This is a genomic window from Nocardia sp. NPDC023852, from assembly GCF_040639505.1.
Classification (GTDB): Bacteria; Actinomycetota; Actinomycetes; order Mycobacteriales; family Mycobacteriaceae; genus Nocardia.
In genome coordinates this window covers 88,719-109,521 of record NZ_JBFAAB010000015.1, presented here as the reverse complement: position 1 = coordinate 109,521, position 20,803 = coordinate 88,719, and the positions used below count along the sequence as shown (strand labels likewise).

Genomic DNA, 20,803 nt, shown 5'->3' with positions numbered 1-20,803 from the left:
TGGTCGAAGAGGTGCAGACGACCATCACCGAGGCGGTCGGGAGGGCTGGAGCGCCGGAGAATCACGAGGCCGAGCTCTACCGACTGAGCCGTCATAAACCGAACCACCGGACCGCGGCGCGCCCGGATCACGGGGCGAACATAGACTCGCGACGTGGCAGACATATCGGTGCGCGGCCGACTCGCGCTGACGGCCGCGGCCGCGGCGTCGTGGGCGTCGCAGAAGGCGGGTCGCGGCAAGGGTTCGATGATCGGCGGCCTGATCGCGTTGAAGATCGACCCGACGGTCATGGACCAGCTCGGACGTCAGCGCCGCACGGTGCTGGTGACCGGCACGAACGGCAAGTCCACCACCACCAGGATGACCACTGCCGCGCTCAGCACCCTCGGCGAGGTCGCGACCCAGGCCGACGGCGCCAACATGGATGCGGGCATCGTCGCCGCACTGAACGCGCATCGGCGCGCGCCGCTGGCTGCCATCGAGGTAGACGAACTGCACCTGCCGCATGTCACCGACTCGCTGAACCCCTCGGCGGTGGTGCTGCTGAATCTCAGCCGCGACCAACTCGACCGGGTCGGCGAGATCAACATGATCGAGCGCAGGCTACGCGCGGGCCTGGCGAAGCACCCCGCGACAGTGGTGATCGCGAACTGCGACGACGTTCTGGTCACCTCTATCGCCTACGACCATCCCAACGTGGTGTGGGTCGCCGCGGGCAGCGGATGGGCGATGGACGCGACCAGCTGTCCGCGCAGCGGTGAGCCGATCATCTGGGAGGGCGCGCACTGGCGCAGCACCGGAACGGATTTCGAACGGCCGCAACCAGATTGGTGGCTCGACGAGCAGGACCTTGTCGGCCCGGCGGGCGTGCGGTTCCCGCTGCACCTTGCCCTGCCCGGCCGGGCCAACCGCGGCAACGCGGCGCAGGCGGTGGCCGCGGCCGTCGCGCTCGGCGCCGATGCGGGGCAGGCCGTGGCGGCCGCGGGCACGGTGCGCGAGATCGCGGGCCGATACCGGACGGTGCAGGTCGGCGAGCACGACGCTCGTCTGCTGCTGGCGAAGAACCCGGCGGGCTGGCAGGAGGCGCTGTCGATGATCGAGCCGACCTCGGCGGGCCTGGTGATCGCGGTGAACGGGCAGGTACCCGACGGCGAGGATCTTTCCTGGCTGTGGGATGTGCGGTTCGAGCACTTCGAAGGCGTTCACGTGGTCGCCGCCGGCGAGCGGGCCACCGACCTCGCGGTCCGACTCACCTACGCGGGCGTCGAGCACACCACGGTGCCGGATCCCTTGCATGCCATCGCTTCCTGCCCCGCCGGCCATGTCGAGGTGCTGGCGAACTACACCGCGTTCCGTGATCTCAACCGTGACCTCGAGGAGCGGACGGCATGAGCCAGTCGACAATTCGCATCGGTCTGGTGCTGCCGGACGTGATGGGCACCTACGGCGACGGCGGCAACGCACTCGTCCTGCGCCAGCGCCTGCGCCTGCGCGGCTACGACGCCGAGATCGTCGAAATCACGCTGCCCGAACCGGTTCCGGAATCGCTGGACATCTACACCCTCGGCGGCGCTGAGGATTCCGCGCAGCGTCTGGCCACTCGGCACCTGCGCCGCTACCCCGGCTTGCAGCAGGCGGCCGCGAAAGGTGCTCCGGTGCTGGCGATCTGCGCGGCCATTCAGGTGCTCGGCCACTGGTACGAGACCTCAGGGGGTGAGCGGGTGGACGGCGTCGGACTGATCGACGTCACCACGTCGCCGCAGCACAAGCGCGCCATCGGCGAGGTCACCACAACTCCGTTGCCGCCCGGGCTCACCACTTCGCTCACCGGCTTCGAAAATCATCGTGGCGGAACGAAACTCGGCGGTGATGCGACGGCTCTCGCCCGGGTCAGCCGCGGCGTCGGCAACGGCGTCGGCGATGGAACAGAGGGCGTCGTGCAGGGATCGGTGATCGGTACCTACATGCACGGCCCCGCGCTGGCCCGCAACCCCGAACTGGCCGACCTGCTGCTGATGCGCGCGCTCGGTGTCACCGAGCTAACGCCGCTGGAGCTCCCTGAGGTCGACCAGCTGCGCCGCGAACGCCTGCGCGCCTGAGCCGCGACGTCCGGACCGGTGAGCCTTCGGCACGGCCCGAATCAGGTCACTATGCCGGCTACACCGCCACCGGAGAGACGTCGACCGAAACGGCAATTGTGCTGTCTTTCGCGTGGGTGTAGATGATCCCGCGCAGCGGAGGAACATCGGCGTAATCACGACCCCATGCGACGGTGATGTACCGCTCGTCGCCGAACTGGTCGTTGGTTGGGTCGAAGTCGATCCAGCGGCCGGCACGGTCGTGCTCGTCGTCGCCCGGCACCCACACGGACGTCCAGGCGTGCGTGGCGTCGGCGCCGATCATGCGTTCCTTGCCCGGCGGTGGGTCGGTGGCCAGATAGCCGGAGACGTACCTGGCGGCGAGACCATGCGACCGCAGGCAGGCGACGCCGATGCGCGCGAAGTCCTGGCAGACGCCCGAGCGTGCCGCGAGCACGTCGGTCACCCTGGTGGACACCGTGGTGGATCCGGACCGGTAGCTGAAATCGGTGTAGACGCGGGTGTTCAGCTCAGCCACCGCCGCTAGCAGCGGCCTGCCGGGAGTGAGGGATTCGGCCGCGTACGCGACGACCTCATGCGTGATCTCCGACGGGTGCAGGTCGAGGGCGAATTCCACGGCAAGTGGTCCGTTCGCGCTGGTTGGGCGGGCCTTCTCCCACGGCTCGACGGCAGGTCCGGTCGGGTCGCGGTCGGGCGCGTCCACCTCGACGAGGGACTCGCCGGTGATGACGAGGTTGCGATGTTCCGCGGTCACGTGGAAATAGGAGGCGGTGTTGCCGTACACGTCCGCGCCGATCGACCGATCCGACGGCGCCGGGTCGATGTGGATGTCGTGCGCGAGGACCCGCTGGCCGGGGAAATCACGCGGCGTCAGATACGCACGCCCGTAGGAGCTGGCGACCTCGTCGGAATACGAGTACGCGGTGCGATGCTCCACCAGGTAGCGCCGGGGAGAACCGTCGCGGCCGATCATCCGACGACCCGCGTGCTACCCCACAGCGGCTGGATGCCCACCGGTAGCGACAGCCTCGTGGTTTCGAATGATTCGGCCACCTTGCGTAACCGAAAGTGCACCCCCTCCAGGAGCTCGGCCAGTTCGGTTCGTCTGCCGTCCTCGTCGGTGACCTCGAGGTCGTCGGGATCGAGGCGGCGCAGCATGCGTTGCGCGTCCGTGAGTAATCGCTGCGGGCGCGATGATGTCGATGTGCCGGGCAGCGCGTGGAATCCGGCGTCGATCCGGTCCAGCTGGTAGGCCAGCGACCGCGGGTTGCCGGTATCGAATAGCAGCAGCCCGGCGACCGCCGAGATCCGCACCGAATCCCGATGTCGCCGACGGTAACTCACCGACGACTCGGTGGCGCGCAGCACCCATTCGGTGACCACCCGCTCGATCTCCTCCGGATACGTTCGGGTGAGCGCGGCCGACAGGACGGAGGTCAGGGCCAGCCCGCGCTCGATCCGCTTGCCTATGTCCATGACGTACCACCCGGTATCGCGCACCAGCGACTCGGTGCCGATTCCGGACAGAGCGAGCAGCGCGGCGAGGGTCAGCGAATGCACCTGCGACAGCTCGGCCTCCTGATCGCCGGCCGCTGCGCGGTACTCGGCCAGTGCCCGATCGACAGCGCTGAGGATCATCCAGGTGTCCGCCGACAGCTGGTCACGCACGGCGCGCGCCGCGCTGCCGTACCGATCGATCGCGAAAGCCAGCGATCCGGGCAACTCCCGATCGATCGTCAGCGCAACGAGGTAGTCATGTCCCGCCCGCGAGGCTCCCGCGGCAGCGCCGCCCACCACGGAGCCAGTGCTATGCCGCGCGGAATTCTGCTGCGCCGCAAGTGTTTTCGGCTCAGGTCCGAACCGGTCCTTCGTCGGCGCGACGGTGGCGGTGGTGTGTGCCACGGCGGCCAGGAGGATCGGCAGCGCATCCGCGCCCTCCAGCCAGGGCCGGTAATGAAAGTCCTGGTAGCAGTTGTGGGTGGCGATCAGGAGGCGAGCGGCGGCCTCGGCGCGTTCGCCGTAGCGGCCCATCCAGAACAGGTCGTTGAGGACGCGCGGGGAGCGGACCGCCTCCACGACCGGTACGCCGCGCCGTTCGCGTTCCTCGTGTGGTGGCTCGATGCCGATCGCGGCGGCGGGCGTGGGCGCGGCCCGGACCCAGATGTCCTTGGCGGCGATCTCGAGCACCGCACGGTCGGGAATCGTGCGCTGCCGCAACCGGCCGAGACCGCCGGACATCGCCGTGTAGCCGGCACGGCGGGCCAGCGAGAACAGCCGCATGGCGACCGGCGCCGCAGCGAGTCCACCGTAGCCCCGCACCGCCGGAGCGACGGAGAACTGCGCCGGTTCCCGGCCGACCCACTGCCACCCGCGCTCCTCGATCCTGGCCTTCAGTTCGTCACGCTGATCCCGGTTCAGCCCCGGCCCGAAGACGGTGGTGCCGTCGACCGCCGAGCGGATGATCAACTTGTCCATGTTCGCGATCAGATGGGTACGCTCGCTGTCGGCGCCGCCCCAGTACGACGGCGCGCTCTCCAGCAACAGATCCTCGCCGAGCAGCGCGCGCGACAGCCCGGGCAGGAAGCCGGCCAGCGCCGGATTCTCCAGCAGTCCGCTGCCGAGCGTGTTCACTACGGTCGCCGACCCGCGACGCAGCACCTCGACGAGTCCCGCCACGCCGAGCCGCGAATCCGATCGCAGGTCGAGCGGATCGGAGAACTCGGCGTCCACCCGCCGCAATACCACGTCGACCCGCTCGAGCGTACCGAGTGATCGCATCCACAGCGCCCCGTCGCGCACCACCAGATCCACGCTCTCCACCATCGGAAAGCCCAGCACCGACGCGAGATGGGCATGATCGAACGCGGTCTCGGAATGCACACCGGGGCTGAGCACCACTACCACCGGGTCGTCGTCGGTCTGTGCCGACTCGATCAGCATCGATCGCATGGCCCTGGCGAAGGGTGTCAGGGGGCGTGGATTGGAATGCTCGAACGCTTCCGGGACCGCCGTCGAAACGACATGGCGATCCGCCAGCGCGTAACCGACTCCGGACGGCGCCTGCGCCCAATCGGCGATCGCACGGAACTGCCCGTCGCTCCAACGGCTGATATCGCAGGCGTGCAGGAACAGCTGATGTCGTCCCGGGACCGTGATGCCGTGCGCGGCCCGCACGTAACCGGCGTGGCCGAACACCACCTCCGGTGGAAGCAGCCCCGAGGCGACTGTCCTGCGCGGCCCGTAGATGTCGGTGAGCACCTCGTCGAGCACTTGGGAACGCTGCACCAGCCCGGCTTCCAGCCGGGCCCAATCATCCGCGGAGACCAGCAGCGGGATCGGATCGAGCCGCCACGGCGTCGGCGTGGCGTTCTCCACCGCCCCGACTTCGGTGTAGGTGATGCCGTCGTCCTCGATCAGCCTGCGCACTCTGTTGTCCAGCCTGCCGAGGCCGCTGATGCCTAGTTCGACGAAATCGGCGGACAGCTCCGACCACATGGTCCGCACCTTGCCACTGGGATCGACCAGTTCGTCGTAGTAGCCGTCGGTGGGAAGACCACATTCGTCGTAGGCGGCGGTGTCGTCGCCCTCGGCACGGTAGCGCACAAATTGCTGGGCCACTTGCTCGCGCACACTCGGACCGGTTTCCCGCCCCCGAAGCGCGTCCTCGCGCATTGTCACCGCGCCGACCTCACTTCCGCTACTAGACGTGCCTCTAGATCGTCGACCAGGTCGTCTGAGCCCGGCACGAATCGAGAATGCCAGCTGCACCTGCGTCGGTGTATGTGTCGCCATTTTCGCACGTAGCCAGAAAGGTCCTGCAGGCGCCGATCGCCAGATATTTGCCATGACACGCGGGCGCAGGTCACACCACTTGGGCAAGAAGGGTGGTATGACCGGATAACGAACCGATCTCGTCCGGGAGGTGATATGCGAAAGTCAAGTTGCTTGTCCTGTGAATCCACCATCGACCACTGCCACGGCACTCTGATCGTGCACGTCAACCGGATCGCCGAATGCACTGACGAGGAGTGCATCGATCTGAACCACGCCCGACACACCTTCGTCGTCGATTGCGGGGCCCTTGCGGGCAGCTGCCGGTGCATAAGGGCCGACGTGGCCAGCCGGCCCAGCTGAGCAGTTCCGTACCCTGTGCCGGGTGAGTTATGACCACGTCTTGCTGCCATCCGGTGTCGCGTCGTCGATCGCTGAGGTCGACGCCTACCTGAGCACCCAGCAGGGGGTCCCCGAGTCGGGAGTGGTCGCCCAGATCGCGGCCGAGCTGAACAGACGCAACGCGGAACTACCGGATGAGGACGGTTTCCTCAGCACTGTTCCGGTGGGCGGCACCCCGACTGGAGCAGTGTTGTACGTGCCGTGCCCATACGACGCCATCGGCTTCGTCCGCCACCTCCTGTTCGAACTCGCGACGCCGCGTGGCTATGCCGTCTACGACCCGCAGCTGGCCTGGCTGATGGATCCCGCGGGTCACGTGCCTGCCACCGTCACCCACGGGGGCGCGGGCGAGTTTCCCTACCTCACCAAAGCGCTCGTCGACCAGTGGGTTTCCGAACTCGACCCGCCGAACCCCTACCTGGTCGTCGAACGCGGCGAGCAGTTCTACATCCAGACCTACCGAGAGAAGTCGGGCGCGTACACCCTCGAATACCGCGACGGGTCCCCCGACAAGCATTTCGGCACCACCGTCCCCGACCCGGCTACCGTAGCCGGCCTCATCTGGGGCTGGGCCAACGACGACCGCACTCGCCTGCAAACCCTCCCCTGGACCCGCCTCGACCTGTGACACATCGCCGCCACCGTTGCTCGGCACTACACCCCTGATCAGGGCTTCCCCGAGCAACGGTGCGAGACCGCTTCGGCTTCGATCCGCTACGACTCGGCCGTGAACGGCGCCTTCTACCTGCCGCTCACGGTTCCGTACGGCCAGGCGGTCGGCGAAGGCGTGGCGGCGGGCCCGAGCCCAGGTTCCGCGGGTTACAGCGCGCGGCGCCCCGACAGCGCACGACCGAGCGTCAGCTCGTCGGCGAACTCCAGATCACCGCCCATCGGCAGGCCGGAGGCCAACCTGGTCACGCTCAGTCCGGGGAAGTCGCGCAACATCCGGACCAGGTAGGTGGCGGTGGCCTCACCCTCGGTATTCGGGTCGGTGGCGATGATCACTTCGGTGACGTCGACGCCGTCCTCCTGATTTCCGATACGCGCCAACAACTCCCGGATCCGTAGCTGGTCGGGTCCGACGCCGCTGAGCGGATCGAGCGCGCCGCCGAGCACATGGTAACGACCACGAAACTCCCGGGTGCGCTCGATCGCCTGCACGTCCTTGGGCTCCTCGACCACGCAGATCATGGTGCGGTCACGGCGCGGGTCGGCGCAGATACGGCACAGCTCGCCGTCGGAGACCGTGCCGCACACCACGCAGAACTGCACGCCGTCGCGCACCTTCTGCAGCGCGGCCTGCAATCGATCGATCTCCGGCGGCTCCACTTGTAGGAGATGGAAGGCGATGCGTTGCGCGCTCTTCGGACCGACGCCGGGCAGTTTGCCCAACTCGTCGATCAGATCCTGAACCGGACCCTCGTACAACTGCTGTGTCCTCGCTCAGAAACCGGGCAGCGAACCGCCGCCGAGGCCGCCCGAGAGCGGCCCGAGCCGTTCGGACGCGAGCTGCTGCGCGTTGGCCATCGCGTCGTTGATCGCGCCGATCACCAGATCCTGCAGGGTCTCCACATCGTCGGGGTCGACCGCCTTCGGGTCGATGGTCAGCGACACCACCTCACCGGTCGCCTTGATGGTGACCTGCACCAGGCCACCGCCCGACGCGCCCTCCACCTCGGTCGCCGCGATATCGGCCTGCGCTTCCATCACCGCCTGCTGCATCTGCTGCGCCTGGGCGAGTAACTGCTGCATATCGAATTGACCACCGGGCTGCACGGGATGTTCCTCTCTGCGGATGGGTTATCGGCCAGCCTAGTCCTGCCGCACCGGGTCTTCGGCGCGGCATCGGCCGCGCCGGCCCGCCGGTCGAAGACCCGCACGGTCCTGGTTTCTTCCGCGCAACGCCTGGTAACAGATTGGGTAGTCCGGGTTATGCCCGACCAAGATCGTCTCTACGATCGAAAGGTGGGTCGGGAGACCAGTTTGGCAATTGTGGAGACAAAGCGATGAGCACATACCGAGCACGTCTGCTGAGCACTCTGGTGCTCACGCTGGGCGCGCCCACCATCTTCCTCGGCGTCAGCGGCCCCGCGGCCTCCGCCGACCCGGCTATCACTCAGGCCGCCGTGGACTACGGCGACGGCTGCGTGCTCTACCCGGACGACAAGGCTATGACCGTCGACTCGCTGCGCTTCCGGTGCTCGGCCGACCAGCAGCAGCTCATATTCCGCGACGCGCCCCTCGGCGCCGTCCCGATGGGTAGGAAGGACGGCTGGGTGACCAGCCCGCCGGTCATGGAGGACATCGCGCCTGGGCTGTGGCTCGGCAAGATCTTCTACACCGGCCCCGATGGTGGTTACCTGACGAACCGCGTCACGAGCGCGGGCATCGAGGCCTGGCAGGCCGACGTCTACAGCGCGCCCGCCCTGACCGACGGCCAACCGGCCTGGGCGCTCGACTACTCCCCGTCGCCCACGCCGCCGGTCTACGACGAGATCCGCGAGGTCACACCCGGCGTCTGGTTCGGCTACTCATGGTGGCGCGGCGGACTCCAGACCACCCGGTTGCTCACTTTCGCCCTCGCCTAGCGAACCGCCGTTCTCGATCATCCCGGGGGAAGGGTGTTGGCTGGGCCATGACAGCGATCGTCCCGATCGGGGAGTTCTCCAGGCTGAGTCAACTCACAGTGAAGACGTTGCGGTATTACCACGAGATCGATTTGCTCACGCCGATCGACGTCGACACGAGTTCGGGCTACCGGCGGTACTCGACGGCGCAGGTGGCGCAGGCGCAGCTGATCCGGCGGCTGCGAGGGTTGGACATGCCGCTTCCGGAGATCCGGGCCGTGCTCGCCGCGCCGAACGAGGGCGTCCGCGACGAAGCGCTGCGGGCGCATCTGGCGCGGATGGAGGCGGAACTGGCCCGCACTCGCGTGGTAGTGGCGTCGTTGCGTGCGCTGCTGACGCCGTCACCGCCGATCGCCGTGGGGTACCGCACTGTCCCCGCCTTCCGCGCCGCCGCCGTCGGCGCCGTGGTGCCACAGGCCCGGATCGGCGACTGGTGCGCCTCGACGTTCCCGATGCTGTATCACAAGCTGGCCGCGGCGGATATCGCGCCTGTCGGCGTCGCCGGCGCGACGTATTCCACGGAGTTCTTCGAGGAAGACGAAGGCGAGGTCGTCGCATTCATCCCGATCGCCGACGCGGATACTGCCCTGCTACGCGGACTTTCGGTGGTCGACTTGCCGACTCGCCGTTTCGCCGTCGCCGTGCACGACGGGCCGTTCGTCGATTTCGACCGCACCTACGGGGCGCTTGGCAGTCATGTTGCCGAACACGACATCATGCTGCCGGAGCCGATCAGGGAGCTCTATCTGCACGGCCCGGACCATTCCGACGATCCGGCTACCTACCGGACCGAAATCTGCTGGCCGATCGGCCTGCGGTGATCGAACGAGAGCCTCTGGCGCGGCGCAGGACAGCCCGGCGCCATCGCGGCGCCGGGCTGTTGACGTACTCGGTGGATCAGGCCAGTTCGCGTTGCAGGTTCGCGAGCACCTCGGCCTGAATCTTCTTCAGACCCAGCGGCGCGAAGATCCCCTCGAAGATGCCCGCGACGCCGCCCGCGCCCTTCCAGGTGGTACGCAAGGTGACCTGCGCGCCGGGGCCGTCCGGGGTGACGGTCCAGGTGTTCACCAACGTCGAGTTCGAATCACGCTCGGTGACAACGGAATCCGACACCGATACCACCGCGTGCACGTTGCGCGAACGCTTCTCGGTAGCCTGCAACGTCCACTCCGCGACGGTGCCCGCACCCTTTCCGCCCTCGACCACCTTGTAGTCGCGGTAGTGCGCGGAGAGAATGCGCGGGCGTACCGTGTCGTAGTCGACGATGGCCTCGAGTACGCGCTGCGGATCCGCCGCGACGACGAGCGAACTACTGGCGCTGACCTGTCCCACAATGAGCTCCTTGTCCGGATGCGGTGTCTCGACCGGTCTCCATCCTGCCCTGTCCACGCCGAAGGAAAGCACGTAGGGCACGCCTCGTGGCGAACTTATCCGGACAATTCGTATTCCATTTCGCAACATATGCGTGACATTTCTCCCGGGAGCGTGCCCTAGTTGTAGCCCCGCCATATGGTCCGTACTAGCGTCGAGGGGTGGCAGTGAGTCTGTTGGGGAAGGCCGGACACGCACCGGCCGCACGCGAATCAGGATTTGCCGCGCATCGAGCGGGCGTAGACCGCCTTTTGGCGAGTTACCGCGCCATACCCGAGCACGCCAACATCCGGCTGGCGAAAAAGACTTCGAACCTTTTTCGGGCCAGAACAAAGAACACCGCACCCGGACTTGATGTATCGGGCCTGACCAAGGTCATCGCGGTGGACCCGATCGCGAAGACCGCCGACGTGGCGGGCATGACCACCTACGAGGAACTGGTGGCGGCCACCGTCCCGTACGGGCTGGCGCCGCTGGTCGTTCCGCAGCTCAAGACGATCACGCTGGGCGGTGCGGTCACCGGACTAGGCATCGAGTCCACCTCGTTCCGCAACGGCCTGCCGCACGAGTCGGTGCTGGAAATGGATGTGCTGACCGGGGCGGGCGAAATCCTCACCGCCACGCCGGACAACGAACACGCCGATCTGTTCCGCGGTTTCCCGAACTCCTACGGCACGCTGGGCTACACCGTCCGGCTGAAGATCCAACTGGAGCAGGTGCGGCCGTACGTCGCCTTGCGGCACGTGCGCTTTCACGATCTACGCGAGCTGGAGGCGAGTCTCGCGGCGATCGTCACGGACAGGTCCTACGACGGCGAACAGGTCGATTACCTGGACGGCGTGGTGTTCACCGCCGACGAGAGCTACCTGACGCTCGGTCGGCAGACCGACGAGCCCGGCCCGGTCAGCGATTACACCGGAATGGAGATCTTCTACCAATCGATACGGCACGACGCCGCTGCGTCTTCCGGCGGCTCCACAAGCATCGAACACGACCGGCTGACCATCCATGATTACCTGTGGCGCTGGGACACCGACTGGTTTTGGTGCTCACGCGCCTTCGGCGCGCAGAACCCGAAGATCCGCCGGTTCTGGCCGAAGCGCTACCGGCGCAGCAGCTTCTACTGGAAGCTGGTGGCGCTGGACCGCAGGTACAACATCGGCGACAGGCTGGAGGCCCGGAAGGGCAATCCGCCGCGTGAGCGAGTGGTGCAGGACATCGAGGTGCCGGTGGAGCGTACTGCCGACTTCGTGGAATGGTTCCTTCGCGAGATTCCGATCGAGCCGATCTGGCTGTGCCCGCTGCGGTTGCGCGACACCGGAAAATCCGCGGAAGGCCGCGCTGCGCTGGATGTGTCCACTTCGCGGACGTGGCCGCTGTATCCCTTGGAGCCGAACCGGACCTACGTGAACGTCGGGTTCTGGTCGACCGTTCCCACCGTCCCCGGCCAGCGAGAAGGAGCGGCCAACCGCGCGATCGAGCGCACGGTGAACGACTTCGACGGGCACAAGTCGCTGTACTCGGATTCCTTCTACGACGAGGATGAGTTCGCGGCGCTGTACGGCGGAAACACCTACACCGAACTGAAGAAACGCTACGACCCAGACCAACGTTTGCTGGATTTGTATTCGAAGGCGGTGCAACGCAAATGACGACATTCAAGGACCGTTCCGACGTCTTCGCGGACCTCGGAGCCAAGCTCAGCATTGCCGAGATCTTCGAGACCTTGATCGAGGGCACGATACCGATCCGGCTGACGGCCTACGACGGCAGCGCGACCGGACCGGAGGATTCGAAGTTCGCGCTGGACATCAAGACGCCCCGCGGCATCAACTACCTGGCGACCGCCCCGGGCGATCTCGGCATGGCCCGTGCCTACATCTCGGGCGACATGACCGCCAGCGGCACGCATCCCGGCGACCCGTACGAGATCCTGAGGGCGTTGGACGAGCTGAAATTTCGCCGACCGTCCGCGTTGGCGCTGGTGGCCATCGCGCGCTCGCTGGGCTGGGAGCGGCTGAAGCCGATAGCCCCGCCCCCACAGGAGACCCTGCCGCGCTGGCGCCGCATCGCCATGGAAGGTCTGCGCCACTCCAAGACTCGCGACGCTGAGGCCATCCACCACCACTACGACGTCTCGAACACCTTCTACGAGCACGTGCTCGGCCCGTCCATGACCTACACCTGCGCAGTCTACGGCGACGAGAGCTGGTCGCTGGAGGAGGCGCAGGAGAACAAGTACCGCCTGGTCTTCGAGAAGCTGCGGCTGAAGGAGGGCGACCGACTGCTCGACATCGGATGCGGCTGGGGCGGCATGGTGCGCTACGCGGCCGCACGCGGCGTCCGGGTCATCGGCGCGACGCTGTCGGCCGAGCAGGCGGACTGGGCGCGGCAGAAGATCGCCGAGGACGGCCTGTCCGACCTCGCCGAGGTGCGCCACTCCGACTACCGCGACGTGCCGGAGGGCAATTTCGACGCGGTGTCCTCGATCGGTCTCACCGAGCACATCGGCGTGCACAACTACCCGTACTACTTCGACTACATCAAGAGCAAGCTGCGGGACGGCGGCCTGTTCCTGAACCACTCCATCACCCGCCCGGACAACACGCGCGCCACAAAGGCCGGTGACTTCATCGACCGCTACGTGTTCCCGGACGGCGAGCTGATCGGCTCCGGCCGGATCATCTCCGAGATCCAGAACATCGGGCTCGAGGTGCTGCACGAGGAGAACCTGCGCGAGCACTACGCGCTGACCCTGCACGAATGGTGCAAGAACCTGGTCGCCAACTGGGACATCTGCGTCGACGAGGTCGGCGAGGGAACCGCGAAGGTCTGGGGTCTCTACATGGCCGGTTGCCGACTCGGCTTCCAGCGCAACGTGGTTCAGCTGCACCAGGTGCTCGGCGTGAAGCTGCCCGAGGACGGTGACTGGACCGTGCCGCTACGCCCATGGTGGCGGCCGTAATTCAGTAGGCCCCGCTGCCCGCCCCGTTCAGGACTTCATCCAGGAACAGGGCGGGCAGTTCGGTGTCACCGACGTGGGTCGCCGCCGCAGGCAGATCGCTGCGCAGCACACGCAGGATGCCGACCACACCGGACCCCGCGTCCAGCAGCGGCCTGGTCCAGCCGAGGCGGGCGCAGGTCGCCACGACGGGAAGCAGCAGGTTGGTGGCCTCACCGACCCAACCGGAGGCGGCCAGACATTCGGTGAGGAGCAACGCGGCATCCAATTGTGCGCGCGGCCGGTGTTTTTCGAGCATATGACCGTGCAGCGCGCGAGCTCTGCGTACCGCCCGGTCATCGGAGCCGACCCGCCGTTGGGCGAGCAGCGCCCTGATCGCGGCGATCTCCTCCGCCTCGGCAGCGAGCACGGCCGCACCGGTCATGCGGTGGATCGCCGGCAGTGGCGCCGACTCGGTGATGTCCGCGTACTGCCGGTCGGCGGCGTCCAGCGGGAGACCCAGCCGCAGCCGTTCGGCGCGAATGTGCGCGCCGAGCCGGACCAGCCGATTGTCGACGGCGATGCGGGCGCCCTCGTCCAGCCTGGCGGCCGCGGTGTAAAGGTCGCCACGCACCGCCTTGACCCTGGCACCGACGACAAAGGTGGAGACGAGAAAGTCCACGGTGCCCACCCGGGTGACCAGCTCGTGGCTCTCATCGAGCAGCCGATCCGCGGTGTCGAGGTCGCCACGCCGGTAGGTCACTTCGCCGAACAGGGCAGCGGCGACGCGCGCCGAGTGTGAGTGCGGGCCAGAACGCGCCCGCGCGGTCTCCCATGCCTGTCGGAAGCACTGCGTGGCCGTCTTGATGTCGAGCTGTTCATAGGCGGCGTCTCCTTGGCAGCAAAGACCGAAGACCATGCCCAGCACGTCTTTCGAGCGCACGTGGTATTCATCCGCCCATACCTGTATCTGCCGTGCACCCTCGAAGTCGAACTCGCATAGCCGCACGAACGAGGACACGTTCGCCGCGGTCGACACCGTCCAGGCGGGCAGCTCCTCCGGACGCTCCAGGCAGTCGGCTACCCGATCCAGCACTCCCTCGGTGTGGTCGCGGGCGATCTGGTCTGTCGCGGCCAGGACCATCGCCTCACAGCGCTGGATATGCACGTCGGCGTCGGTGGACGAACCGCGGGCCAGAATGTTCGACAGCCTGCCGAGCGCGTTGCGCGCGGCGCCGGACTGCTGCAGGTTCACGTTGGCCCTTGCGACCGCCATCAGCAGTTTGGAGCGCGAAGCCACCTGCTGCATCGGCAATTTCGACACGCTGCCGAGCAGTGTGGCCAGGCGGGATCCGTCGATCAGATCCATGCCGACGCTCTCGAGCAGGTCGAGCGCCATCTTCAGATCGGTCGCGGCCAGCGCGTGATCGACCGACTTGCGCAGCAACTGATGCTCGGCGTACCAGCGGCAAGCCTTGCGGTGCAGTGCCTTCAGCCTTCCCGGGTGGACGCGGTCCAGCCGGGCCCGCAGGTGCTCGGCGAACAGCGGCTGCATCCGGAACCATTCGGGGTCGTGCTCGATGCGCCGCACGAACAACTCGCGCTGTTCGGCCTGCTCCAACAGCTGTTCGGCGTCCGCCTCGCCGGACAGTGCCGCGGCGAGCGAAGCGGATACCCGCTCGGTCACCGCGATCGACATCAGGAACTCGAGCATCTTCGGTTCCAGGGCGTCGAGGACGTTCTCGGCGAGATACTCACGGATGCCGTGGTCGCCCGCGGAGAGGGTAGCGATCAGCTGCGCTGGATCGGCGTTGCCGCGCAACGACAGACTCACCAGCTGGATGGCCGCGGGCCAACCGTCGGTGGCCGTGTGGATCTCGGTCACCTGCTCGGCGGTGAGCGCGAATCCGTTGCGCTGCACCAGGATCTGCCACGTCTCGTCCTCGGTCATGCGCAGCGCGGCCGAGGAGATCTCGACCAGCTCGTCCTGCACCCGCATCCGGCTCGTCGGCAGCCCGGACTGCTCCCTGCTGGTGACAACAAAGCGCAGATGATGGCAGCCATTGTCCAGCAGGGCGTTCATCGCGCGGTGCGCGCCCGCGTCACTGACCCGATGCCAGTCGTCGACGATCACCACGATCGACTTGCCATTCGCGTGGATCTCGTCGATCAGCGTGGAGATCACGAACGCGGAGGCGTCGGCAGGGCGTTCCTCCAGCACTTGGAGCAGGCCGTCGCCGATGTCGGGGCGGACCCGGCGGATCGCTTCGATGAGGTGGGCGAGAAACCAGATCTCGTTGTTGTCGTCGTGGTCCACGCCGATCCAGGCGACGGCCACGTCTTGCTCGGCGAGCTCGGCCCGCCATTGCGCGGCCACCGTGCTCTTGCCGAATCCGGCGGGGGCGTGGATCATCGCGAGCCTGCGACGACCTCCCGCACGCAGAATGCCGAGCAGGCGCGGTCGCGGCACCGGCTCGCGAGTGGGTGTCGGCGGACGGAATTTCGTCGCGGGCGTCGGCGGCATCGTGATCGACGACGTGCCGGTGGCGCCGGAATGCTGCGAGACCGCAGGCCGCAGCGTCAGTGGCCAGCTGCGCCGCGCCGTGACGGCGGGACGGGTACGGGTCAACGTTGCCGTTGGCTCGCCGACAGAGGTGGGCTCGGGTTCGGGCGTGGTGTCCAGCAGCGCCATCTCGTCGGGCAGCTGGTCGTGGTCACGTTGCACGGTCCGCAGCAGTTCGCCGAACTCGTAGGCGGTGGACGGGCGGTCGCGCGGATTCTGGGACATGGCATGTTCGATGACGGCGGCCACGTCCGAGGGAATGTCCTGGTCGCGCAGGTCGGGCACCGGCTGGGTGGTGATTCGCAGAAACTGCGCGACCACCCTCTCCCCCGCCTGCCTTTCGAAGGCCGCATGCCCGGTGAGCAGCGCGAACAACGTGGAGCCGAGGCCGTAGATGTCGGAGCGGACGGTCGGTTCGTCGCCCTTGAGCACCTCCGGCGCGGTGAACGCGGGCGAGCCGGTGATCAGACTGCTGGACGTGCGGAACCCACCGGGAATGCGGGCGATGCCGAAATCGGTGAGCTGCGGCTCGCCGTAGCCGCTGAGCAGGACGTTGGCCGGTTTCACGTCCCGGTGCAGTATTTCGGCTCGATGCGCGCTCTCGATCGCACCCGACAGCTTCACCCCGGCCCGCAGCGAGTCGGCCCAGGTGAGCGGGCCCTGATCCCGGATGAGCTGTTCCAACGACCCGCGGTTGAAGTACGGCATCACGATCAGCGGCATTCCGGTCGCGGTGACGTCCACCTGGAGGATGTCGACGATGTTCGGATGACCGGACAGCCTGCCCATCGCTTGCTCCTCGCGGAGAAAGCGCTCCCTGCTCTCTTGGTCGATCTCCGAGGAGAGCACCTTCACCGCGACCACACGGTTCAGCGAGGTCTGGATACAGCGATATACCACTCCGAACCCGCCGTGGCCGATCTCCACCGCACCGGTCAGACCCATCGCTTCGAGCTCGTCGCCCATATCGACGGGCTCCTGACTTTGCGTATTCGCTTCGCCCGCAGTCGATCCCGTGCCCACCCTGCCCGACCGCATCTGTGGATTCATGTGATCACCTCGAACTCACATCGAATCGGTGTCGCCGGCGACCAGCTCCGCGCCGACGTCGGACAGCCCGGGCAACCCTTTGGTGTCCGATTTGTCTGCGCATACTCCAACGTAGCGCGGCGCGGGATTTCGTGGGAGATGTTTCGAAATAGGACAAATTCATGTTGGCTGACCAGGATGTTCGAGCTGGTCAGCGCCGTGCGGAGGGCTTGGGGTCCGGCGCGAACACCACACCGGCTATTCCCTCGAACAGTGCGAGGTGCTGTTCGACTGATTCACTCGCGCGACAGCCGCCTACCAGGCCGACGCCGAAGACCCGCGCCGGAGCGTCTATCCGACAGCAAGGGCGATGACCTGGGTGATCTGGCCAGCGGCGAAGTTGTTGTCGCTCACCAACACCAGGGTCCGCTCGCCGGAGGGCAGGCGCGGACCCCAGGTCATGCCCTCGATGTTGTCGATCGCGGCGAGCCCGACGTCGGCAAGGTCGACGAGCAACCGCTTGGCCACCGGACGTGCGGCGCCGACCGGCGCGTCGAGGACGTTGGTCGCCGCGCCCAGATCCGCCTCGTAGATACGGATTTTGTTGCCGACGCCCTTGACGTAGGCCCTTTCGAGCACAAGGAGTTCGGTCGGGTCCAGCGGGTCGGCGGCCAAGATGGACGAGATCCCGTTCGTGCCGAGGCCGGGCTCGGGACGCGACTCGGCGAACACCGGATCCAGCGGATACACGTATTGGGCGAGCGGCGGTCCGAAGCGCGCCTGGACGGTGATCCGGGCGAGCGCGCCACTGGTCGTGGTCGCCACCGGTCCGTCCCCCAGCAGCGGACCCTCCACCGACGTCAAGAACAGTGCACCCCCGGCGGCGAAGGTCGCGCCCTCCAACGCCAGGTTCTGCCGCGGCCCCGCATTCGGCAGCATCCGTTCGTCGCCCGGGATCGGCAAGTCACCCGCGAACGTGCCGTCGGGCCGCGCGATCCGCACCGAAGGGTCCGCGCGGACAGTTTCGGTCCGTACGCCCTCCTGCGTCCAGAAGTAGTCGCCGGTCCACGGATCGACCCGGATCTCCTCCGGATCCACCGACTTCGGGGCGTAGGGAGTCCCTGTCGATGTCAAGAGCGGGCGTGTGCCGGTGATCGTCACCGGGCCCACCCCGTTCTCGCCGACCGTGACGTGTGCGGTGTAGTACCGCGCCGGGTCTTTCTCGGACCCGTCATCGCTGATCAGGACATACTCGCCGGTACGCTCCTGGTAGTCGATCCCGGACAGGCCACCCACCGTGGTTCCCGCGATGTTCAGATCGTGCTCGATCACCTGCTCGCCGAGCAGCCGCACCGACGGGCCCACCGCCGGATCGGCGGCGGCCTGCGGCACCGTCACGGCGGGGGCGGACACGAACGCGAGGGCACAACTGGCGACCAGGATGCGGCGGCTACGACTCGACACGGCTCTCAACGTATCCGCAAGGGCGCACCCGGCGGAAAATCCGCCGATCACCCACCCGGAGAACGGCGAAAGCCCGCCACCGCGAAAAGCGATGGCGGACTTTTGACGTCTGGTTCGCGCGAAGACTACTTGCGCAGCGAGGCAGGGACCTCGAAGCGCTCGCCGTAGGTCTTGGCGAGGTAGTCGGCGCGGGCCACGAAGGCCTCCTGCCCGCCCGGATAACCGACGATGTACTGATGCACTCCGCCGGTCCAGGCCGGGAAGCCGATGCCGAGGATCGAGCCGATGTTGGCGTCGGCGGTCGAGGTCAGCACACCCTCGTCGAAGCACTTCTGGGTCTCGATCGCCTCCGCAAACAGCATGCGGTCGATCAGATCCTGCAGCGGGACGCTGAAGTCCGCCGTGGTCTTGAAGTGCTCACGCAGCCCGGGCCACAGACCGGTGCGCTTGCCGTTCTCGTCGTACTCGTAGAAGCCCGCCTTCTCCAGACGGCCCGGACGCCCCTCGGACACCATGTAGTCGATGACGTCCTGCGCCGGGTGACGCTTCGCGCCCATGGTGGTGTCGCCCGACTCGGCGGCCTCCTGGGTCTCCTTGGCGATCTTCTGCATGAGCTTCATGTTCAACTCGTCCGACAGCTGCAGCGGCGCAGCAGGGTACCCCGCCTGCAGCCCGGCCTGCTCGATGGTCGCGGGCTCGATGCCCTCGTTGAGCATGGCGATCGCCTCGTTGACGAAGGTGCCGATCACACGCGAGGTGAAGAATCCGCGGCTGTCGTTGACCACGATCGGGGTCTTCTTGATCGCGAGTGTGTAGTCGAACACCCTGGCCAACGCTTCGTCCGAGGTCTTCTCACCCCTGATGATCTCCACCAGCGGCATCTTGTCGACCGGCGAGAAGAAGTGGATGCCGATGAAGTCCTGCTGGCGCTGGACGCCGGCCGCGAGACCGGTGATCGGCAGGGTGGAGGTGTTCGAGCCGAGCAGCGCATCGGGGGTGACGACGTCCTCGATCTCCTGGAACACCTTGTGCTTCAGCTCGGTGTTCTCGAAGACGGCCTCGATGACGAAGTCGACACCGGCGAAGTCGGCCGCGTCCGCGGTCGGCTTGATCCGGTCCAGCAGCGCCTTGGACTTCTCCTCGGTGGTCTTGCCGCGGGAGAGTGCCTTGGCCTCGATCTTCTCGGAGTAGTTCTTGCCGCGCTCGGCCGCCTCGATCGAGACATCCTTCAGCACGACCTGGTAGCCCGCCTTGGCGGAGACGTACGCGATACCTGCGCCCATCATGCCCGCGCCGAGCACGCCGACCTTCTTGATCTCCTTCTTCGGCACGTCCTTCGGCCGCGAACCACCGTTGTTGATGGTCTGCAGGTCGAAGAAGAACGCCTGGATCATGTTCTTCGCGACCGGGCCGGTGAGCAGGTGCACGAAGTAGCGGGACTCGATCAGCGAGGCGTTGTCGATGTCGACCTGCGCGCCCTCGACCGCGGCCGACATGATGGCACGCGGGGCGGGCATGTTCGCGCCCTTGATCTGCTTGCGCAAGTTGGCCGGGAAGGCCGGCAGATTCGCCGCGAACGCGGGCGAGGACGGGGTGCCGCCGGGGATCTTGAAGCCCTTGACGTCCCAGGGCTGCACACCCTTGTCCGGGTTGGCCTTGATCCACGCCTTGGCGGCAGGCACCAGCTCATCGACGGAACCGACGAGCTCGTCGACCAAGCCGATCTCCTTGGCCTTGGCCGGCTTGTTGCGCTGGCCCTGCAGCAGCACCTGCATCAGGGCGTTCTGCAGACCCAGCATGCGCACGGTGCGGATGACACCGCCACCGGCGGGCAGCAGGCCGAGGGTGGCCTCCGGCAGACCGATCTGCGAACCCGGCACGTCGGCGGCGATGCGGTGGTGCGTGGCCAGCGCGATCTCCAGGCCACCGCCCAGCGCGGCGCCGTTGATGGCGGCGACGACCGGCTTACCCAGCTGCTCCAGGCGCCGCAGCGGTCCCTTGATCTCGCTGAGCTCCGCCATCAGGGCCTGTGCGTCGTCCGGGCCGACCTTCATCATGTTCTTCAGATCGCCGCCGGCGAAGAAGGTCTTCTTCGCGGAGGTCACGACGACACCGGTGATGGTGTCCTTCTCCGCCTCGAGCCGGTCGACGGTGGCGGCCATCGACTTCTTGTACAGCTCGTTCATCGTGTTGGCGCTCTGGTTCGGGTCGTCCATCGTCAGCGTCACGATGCCGTCCGAATCCTGCTCCCAACCGATCATGTTGGTTTCACTCACAGCTCTATGTCTCCTTGTTGATTAGCGGCCTTCGCGAGCCCTCCGTGGTTACGCAGGCTGCCGCCTCCGGCCCATCGCTCACGCCGCGTGTTGATTAGCGGCCTTCGCGAGCCCTCCGTGGTTACGCAGGCTGCCGCCTCCGGGCCCATCGCTCACGCCGCGTGTCGATTAGCGGCCTTCGCGAGCCCTCCGTGGTTACGCAGGCTGCCGCCTCCGGGCCCCATCGCTCACGCCGCTGTGAATCTCAGCTGCCGGTTGGG

15 protein-coding genes are annotated in these 20,803 nt (G+C 67.1%); 7 read left to right on the top strand and 8 right to left on the bottom strand.

The window, feature by feature from the left end:
- Positions 1–153: 153 nt before the first annotated feature.
- Together AB0H00_RS20500 and AB0H00_RS20495 are read left to right on the top strand one after the other, a co-directional pair.
- A complete protein-coding gene (locus tag AB0H00_RS20500; protein ID WP_357268304.1) occupies positions 154–1,392 on the top strand; it encodes a MurT ligase domain-containing protein in 1,239 nt (412 codons plus the stop codon).
- A complete protein-coding gene (locus AB0H00_RS20495) occupies positions 1,389–2,099 on the top strand; it encodes a glutamine amidotransferase (RefSeq protein ID WP_357268302.1) in 711 nt (236 codons plus the stop codon). The genes AB0H00_RS20500 and AB0H00_RS20495 overlap by 4 nt, the downstream gene beginning before the upstream one ends.
- A 58-nt stretch (positions 2,100–2,157) precedes the next feature.
- On the opposite strand, the gene AB0H00_RS20490 is transcribed toward AB0H00_RS20495, so the two are convergent.
- Positions 2,158–3,072 carry a transglutaminase family protein gene (locus AB0H00_RS20490; RefSeq protein ID WP_357268300.1) on the bottom strand — a complete coding sequence of 305 codons (915 nt, stop codon included), beginning with the start codon at positions 3,070–3,072 and terminating at the stop codon, positions 2,158–2,160.
- Positions 3,069–5,771: a circularly permuted type 2 ATP-grasp protein gene (locus AB0H00_RS20485; protein ID WP_357268432.1), complete on the bottom strand. Its 2,703-nt coding sequence runs from the start codon at positions 5,769–5,771 to the stop codon at positions 3,069–3,071. The genes AB0H00_RS20490 and AB0H00_RS20485 overlap by 4 nt, the downstream gene beginning before the upstream one ends.
- 484 nt (positions 5,772–6,255) lie before the next feature.
- Between AB0H00_RS20485 and AB0H00_RS20480 the strand changes: the two genes are divergently transcribed.
- Positions 6,256–6,900, top strand: coding sequence for a hypothetical protein (locus AB0H00_RS20480; protein ID WP_357268299.1), 645 nt, complete (start codon positions 6,256–6,258; stop codon positions 6,898–6,900).
- A gap of 191 nt (positions 6,901–7,091) precedes the next feature.
- Here AB0H00_RS20480 and recR read toward each other — a convergent pair whose 3' ends face one another.
- Positions 7,092–7,700, bottom strand: a complete 609-nt coding sequence (gene recR / locus AB0H00_RS20475; protein ID WP_357268297.1) for a recombination mediator RecR — start codon at positions 7,698–7,700, stop codon at positions 7,092–7,094.
- A 15-nt stretch (positions 7,701–7,715) separates the two neighbouring features.
- Entirely contained in the window at positions 7,716–8,048 is a 333-nt protein-coding gene (locus AB0H00_RS20470; RefSeq protein ID WP_357268295.1) for a YbaB/EbfC family nucleoid-associated protein, read from the bottom strand.
- A 230-nt stretch (positions 8,049–8,278) separates the two neighbouring features.
- Between AB0H00_RS20470 and AB0H00_RS20465 the strand changes: the two genes are divergently transcribed.
- Positions 8,279–8,860 carry a hypothetical protein gene (locus tag AB0H00_RS20465; RefSeq protein WP_357268293.1) on the top strand — a complete coding sequence of 194 codons (582 nt, stop codon included), beginning with the start codon at positions 8,279–8,281 and terminating at the stop codon, positions 8,858–8,860.
- Positions 8,861–8,907: 47 nt separating this feature from the next.
- Positions 8,908–9,720 carry a MerR family transcriptional regulator gene (locus AB0H00_RS20460; protein WP_357268292.1) on the top strand — a complete coding sequence of 271 codons (813 nt, stop codon included), beginning with the start codon at positions 8,908–8,910 and terminating at the stop codon, positions 9,718–9,720.
- Positions 9,721–9,796: 76 nt separating this feature from the next.
- Here AB0H00_RS20460 and AB0H00_RS20455 read toward each other — a convergent pair whose 3' ends face one another.
- Complete coding sequence (locus AB0H00_RS20455; protein ID WP_357268290.1) at positions 9,797–10,231, bottom strand: SRPBCC family protein; 435 nt, start codon at positions 10,229–10,231, stop codon at positions 9,797–9,799.
- Between the two features lie 206 nt (positions 10,232–10,437).
- Between AB0H00_RS20455 and AB0H00_RS20450 the strand changes: the two genes are divergently transcribed.
- Both AB0H00_RS20450 and AB0H00_RS20445 read left to right on the top strand, forming a co-directional pair.
- Complete coding sequence (locus AB0H00_RS20450; protein WP_357268430.1) at positions 10,438–11,922, top strand: FAD-binding oxidoreductase; 1,485 nt, start codon at positions 10,438–10,440, stop codon at positions 11,920–11,922.
- Positions 11,919–13,235 (top strand): class I SAM-dependent methyltransferase, encoded by a 1,317-nt coding sequence (locus AB0H00_RS20445; protein WP_357268288.1) that lies wholly within the window; start codon positions 11,919–11,921, stop codon positions 13,233–13,235. The genes AB0H00_RS20450 and AB0H00_RS20445 overlap by 4 nt, the downstream gene beginning before the upstream one ends.
- Before the next feature lies 1 nt (position 13,236).
- Here AB0H00_RS20445 and AB0H00_RS20440 read toward each other — a convergent pair whose 3' ends face one another.
- The 3 genes from AB0H00_RS20440 to AB0H00_RS20430 form a co-directional block, all read right to left on the bottom strand.
- On the bottom strand, positions 13,237–16,740 hold the full coding sequence (locus AB0H00_RS20440; RefSeq protein ID WP_357268286.1) for a protein kinase: 3,504 nt from the start codon (positions 16,738–16,740) through the stop codon (positions 13,237–13,239).
- A 414-nt stretch (positions 16,741–17,154) separates the two neighbouring features.
- Positions 17,155–18,267: an esterase-like activity of phytase family protein gene (locus tag AB0H00_RS20435; protein WP_357268284.1), complete on the bottom strand. Its 1,113-nt coding sequence runs from the start codon at positions 18,265–18,267 to the stop codon at positions 17,155–17,157.
- A 125-nt stretch (positions 18,268–18,392) separates the two neighbouring features.
- The gene (locus tag AB0H00_RS20430) at positions 18,393–20,543 is read right to left on the bottom strand and encodes a 3-hydroxyacyl-CoA dehydrogenase NAD-binding domain-containing protein (protein ID WP_357268282.1); all 2,151 of its coding nucleotides are present in this window, start codon (positions 20,541–20,543) and stop codon (positions 18,393–18,395) included.
- Between the last annotated feature and the right edge of the window lie 260 nt (positions 20,544–20,803).

Coding starts and splice junctions, on each gene's coding strand:
- AB0H00_RS20495 (WP_357268302.1), top strand. CDS start 1,389: ATGAGCCAGTCGACAATTCGCATCGGTCTGGTGCTGCCGGACGTGATG.
- AB0H00_RS20490 (WP_357268300.1), bottom strand. CDS start 3,072: ATGATCGGCCGCGACGGTTCTCCCCGGCGCTACCTGGTGGAGCATCGC.
- AB0H00_RS20485 (WP_357268432.1), bottom strand. CDS start 5,771: ATGCGCGAGGACGCGCTTCGGGGGCGGGAAACCGGTCCGAGTGTGCGC.
- AB0H00_RS20465 (WP_357268293.1), top strand. CDS start 8,279: ATGAGCACATACCGAGCACGTCTGCTGAGCACTCTGGTGCTCACGCTG.
- AB0H00_RS20460 (WP_357268292.1), top strand. CDS start 8,908: ATGACAGCGATCGTCCCGATCGGGGAGTTCTCCAGGCTGAGTCAACTC.
- AB0H00_RS20445 (WP_357268288.1), top strand. CDS start 11,919: ATGACGACATTCAAGGACCGTTCCGACGTCTTCGCGGACCTCGGAGCC.
- AB0H00_RS20440 (WP_357268286.1), bottom strand. CDS start 16,740: ATGGGCGACGAGCTCGAAGCGATGGGTCTGACCGGTGCGGTGGAGATC.